Source organism: Mycobacterium sp. 1423905.2, assembly GCF_001673155.1.
Classification (GTDB): Bacteria; Actinomycetota; Actinomycetes; order Mycobacteriales; family Mycobacteriaceae; genus Mycobacterium.
Genome location: NZ_LZLE01000163.1, coordinates 1 through 4,250, shown reverse-complemented (window position 1 = coordinate 4,250; position 4,250 = coordinate 1). Strand labels below are relative to the sequence as shown.

Here is a 4,250-nt window from a genome sequence, read left to right as displayed (position 1 = left end):
ACCCAGGCTCGACCGTCGTCGATCCGCAACCGCAACATGGCATGCCGATCCAGGAGAGCCTGCAGCAGCACGACGACATCGGCCTCGGTTACCTCAGCGGGCGCCTGCACCACCACCGTCTGGTTGAACTGTTCGATCGGGCCGTCCAGGCTGTGCAGCCAGCGCATGATCGGTGTGGCCGTCAGCTCCCCGACCCCGTCGTCGTGCGTGGTGACCGCGCCGTCGGTGAAACCGGCAACCCGGGCCAGCCCGGCGACCGTCTGCTCGACGAAGATGTCGCGCGGCCGGCAGACCACACCGGCCGCGCGCGCCCGAGCCACCACTTGCATCGCCAGGATGCTGTCCCCGCCCAGCTCGAAGAACGATTCTTCGACACCCACGCGGTCCAGCCCGAGGACTGCGGCGTAGACGTCGGCCAGAATCTCCTCGGCGGCGGTGGCCGGGGCGCGATAGTGTTGCGCGCTTTGGTATTCCGGCGCCGGCAGGGCGCGGGTGTCGACCTTCCCGTTGACCGTCAACGGCATTGCGTCGACGACGACCACGGCGGCCGGCACCATGTAGGCCGGCAGCCGCTCACCCAGTGCGGTGCGGATGGCGGCCGGGTCCACTGCGCCGGGATTCGACTCGGTCACGTAGCCGACCAGGCGCAGCGAACCGGGTGAGTCGTCGCGGGCGACGACGACGGCTTGGTCCACACCGTCCAGTTCGGTGAGCGCAGCCTGGATTTCACCGAGCTCGATGCGGTATCCGCGGATCTTGACCTGCTCGTCGACGCGTCCTAGGTACCGCAGCTGCCCGTCGGCGCCCCACGACACCAGGTCACCGGTCCGATACATCCGCGAACCCGACGCCCCGAACGGGCACGCCACGAACCGCGACGCGGTCAACCCGGAGCGCCGCCAATAACCAATCCCGACGCCGCGGCCGGCCACGTACAACTCGCCCACCACGCCGGGCGGCACCGGGCGAAGGTAGCCGTCCAGCACGAACAATGCCGCTCCCGACACCGGCGAGCCGATCGGCGGCGTGCCCGGGCCGGGCGTCAACGGCGCGCTCATCGCCGCGTAGACCGTGGTTTCGGTCGGCCCGTAGGCGTTGATCATCACCCGCCCTGGCGCCCACTGCTCCACCACCGCTGCCGGGCAGGCTTCTCCCGCGACGACCAGCGCCGCAGATTCCAGGCCATAGGGCGGTAACACCGCTACCGCAGAAGGGGTTTGACTCAGGATGCTGATCCGCTCGGCGGCCACCAGGGCGTGCAGGTCATCGGGCGAAGCGGCCACTTGCTCGGGCACCACCACCAGTCGCCCACCGGTCAACAACGCACCCCAGATCTCCCACACCGAGACGTCGAAGGAATGGGAATGCCATTGCGCCACCGAGAATGCCGGGGCTGCAGCGGATGACCCGAAGAAATCGGTGACCCTCAGTAGTTGGGTGACGTTGCGGTGGGTGATGGCAACGCCTTTGGGGACTCCGGTGGTGCCCGAGGTGTAGATGAGATACGCGACGTCGTCGGCTGCCGGCTCCGGCAACGCGGGGTGGGCATCCGCCGCAACGTCGGGTTTGTCGACATCGATGACGACGACGCTTTGCCCTGTCAGGCGCTCGGCCAGGTCGGCGGTGGTGATCGCGGCGACGGGCGCGGCGTCGGCGAGCATGAACCGGACCCGGGCGGCGGGCAGTGCAGGATCGATCGGCAGATAAGCCGCGCCGGTTTTGAGTACCGCAGCCATCGCGACGATCGCTTGTGCGGATCGGTGAAACACCAGCGCCACAACGGTTCCCGGTCCGGCGCCGTGGCTGATCAGCCGGTGCGCCAATCGGTGGGACGTCTCGTCGAAGTCCCGGTAAGTCATGGATTCCGGACCGAACGTGACGGCCGTCGCGTGCGGGGAACGAGCGACCTGGGCGGCCAACGCAGCCGGGATGGACATTGGCGCGGGCGCGGGTTGGGTCAGCACCACGCGGTTGCCCCACCTGCCCACTCGCGCGTGTTCGGCGTCGTCGAGCAGATCTATCGACGACACCCGGGCCGTCGAGTCGGCCGTCATCGCCAGCAGTATCCGTTGCAACCGATCGGTCAGTGCTTCGATGGTGGCGGCGTCGAACACGTCGGTGCGGTACTCCACCGTTCCGCCGATGCCGTCGGGTTCGCCTGTGCCGGTAAAGCGTTCGGCTAAGGAGAACGTGAGGTCCATGCGGGCGGTGTGGGTGTCCACCGGTGTCGGCGTGACATGCAGGTCACCCAAGGCCAGCGGTGGTGGCTCGGTGTGCTGCCAGGCCAGCATCACCTGGATCAGGGGATGGTGGGTCAGCGATCGCGGCGGGTTGAGCCGCTCGACGAGCACTTCGAAGGGCACGTCTTGGTGTTCGTAGGCGGCCAGGTCGCGTTGCCGGACTTGGGCTAGCAACTCCGCCACGGTGAGGTCACCGGTCAGGTCGACGCGCAGCACCAAGGTGTTGACGAAGAAGCCGACCAGCTCGTCGAGCGCGTGATCTTGGCGCCCGGCGATCGGAAACCCAATTGCGACATCGGGACTCGCGCTGATCCGCGACAGCAGTACCCCGAGGGCGGCCTGGATCACCATGAAACTGGTCGCGCTGTGCGCGCGGGCCGTACTGCGCACCCGCTGCTGCAGCTCGGCCGGCCAATGCACCGTGAGCTTGGCGCCGCGGTGATCGGCGATCGGCGGATAGGGCCGATCGACCGGGAGCTGCACCCGTTCGGGCATGCCGGCCAGCGCGTCTTGCCAGTAGGCCAACTGGGCGCTGATGAGGCTGTGCGGATCGTCGAGATCACCGAGCTGCGCGCGCTGCCACAGCGTGAAATCGGCGTATTGAACCGGCAACTGCGCCCAGCCCGGGGCGTGCCCAGCGCATCGGCTGGCGTAGGCCACCCCGAGATCGGTGGCCAGCGGGGTGACCGACCAGCCGTCCCCCGCGATGTGGTGCACCACGACCACCAGCGCGTGCTCGTCGGCTGCGACACGGAAAAGCGTCGCGCGCAGCGGTATTTCAGTCGCGAGCGCAAACTCGTGACTCGCCTCGGCGGCCACCGCCGCGTCTAGCCGGCTGGCCGGCCAACCGCTGGCATCGATTGTCTGCCAGGCGAGTTCGGCTCGTTCCTCGACCAGCACCAGCTGCTGGGGTTTGCCCTCGTGGGCGACGAACAGGGTGCGCAGACTCTCATGGCGGCCCACCACATCGGCGAGCGCCATCCGCAGCGCCTCGGCATTCAGCCGTCCGCGTAGGTGTAGCGCCACCGCCATGTTGTAGACCGGCGACGGGCCGTCTAATTGGTCGAGGAACCACAACCGGCTCTGAGCGAACGACAACGGCATTACGGGGGGCCGCTCACCGGCGACCAACGGCGCACGCGGAGCCGATTGCGAACTGATGCGTGGTGACAAGTGGGCGATCGTCGGCGCGTCGAACAGCGTCCGTACCGCGAGTTGGGCGTCCAGACACTTGTTGATTGCGGCGACGGCCCGCATCGCAGAGAGGGAGTCCCCACCCAGGTCGAAGAACGAGTCGTCGATGCCGACCCGATCGATTCCGAGGACCTGACCGTAGATGCCGGACAGGATTTCTTCGACGGCGTTGGTCGGCGCGCGGTAGCCATCGATGTCGGTGTACTCCGGCGCCGGAAGCGCGTGGGTGTCCAGCTTGCCGCTGACCGTCAATGGCAATGCGTCGACGACCACCACCGCGGCCGGCACCAGATAGGGCGGCAACTGTTCGGCGAGCCGGGCGCGGGTCGCGACCGGATCCGCTGTTCCGGTGACATAACCCACCAGCCGCTTGACGCCGGGCTGGTCCTCGCGGGCGATCACCACCGCGTGGTCCACACCGGCCACGGCTGCTAATGCTGTTTGCACCTCGCCCAATTCGACGCGGTAGCCGCGGATCTTGACCTGCTCGTCCGACCGACCCACAAACCGCAACTGCCCGTCGGGACCCCAACAAGCCAGGTCCCCGGTGCGATACATGCGCGCACCGGAGCCGCCGAACGGGCACGCCACAAATCGCGACGCCGTCAGCGCCGTGCGGCGCCAATACCCGACGCCCACGCCATGACCGGCCACATATAACTCGCCGACCACACCGACCGGCACCGGACGCAGCCACTCGTCGAGCACGAACAATGCTGAGCCCGGCACCGGCGATCCGATTGGCGCCGCAGTCGCATCTCCGGCCGTCAGTGGCGTGCTCAGTGCCACATAGATCGTGGTCTCGGTCGGCCCGTA

At 68.0% G+C, this 4,250-nt stretch carries 1 protein-coding gene; it reads right to left on the bottom strand.

Annotated features, from left to right (window positions below):
* A partial coding sequence (locus A9W95_RS09255) for a non-ribosomal peptide synthetase (RefSeq protein ID WP_156746091.1) occupies positions 1–4,250 on the bottom strand: 4,250 nt, incomplete at both ends.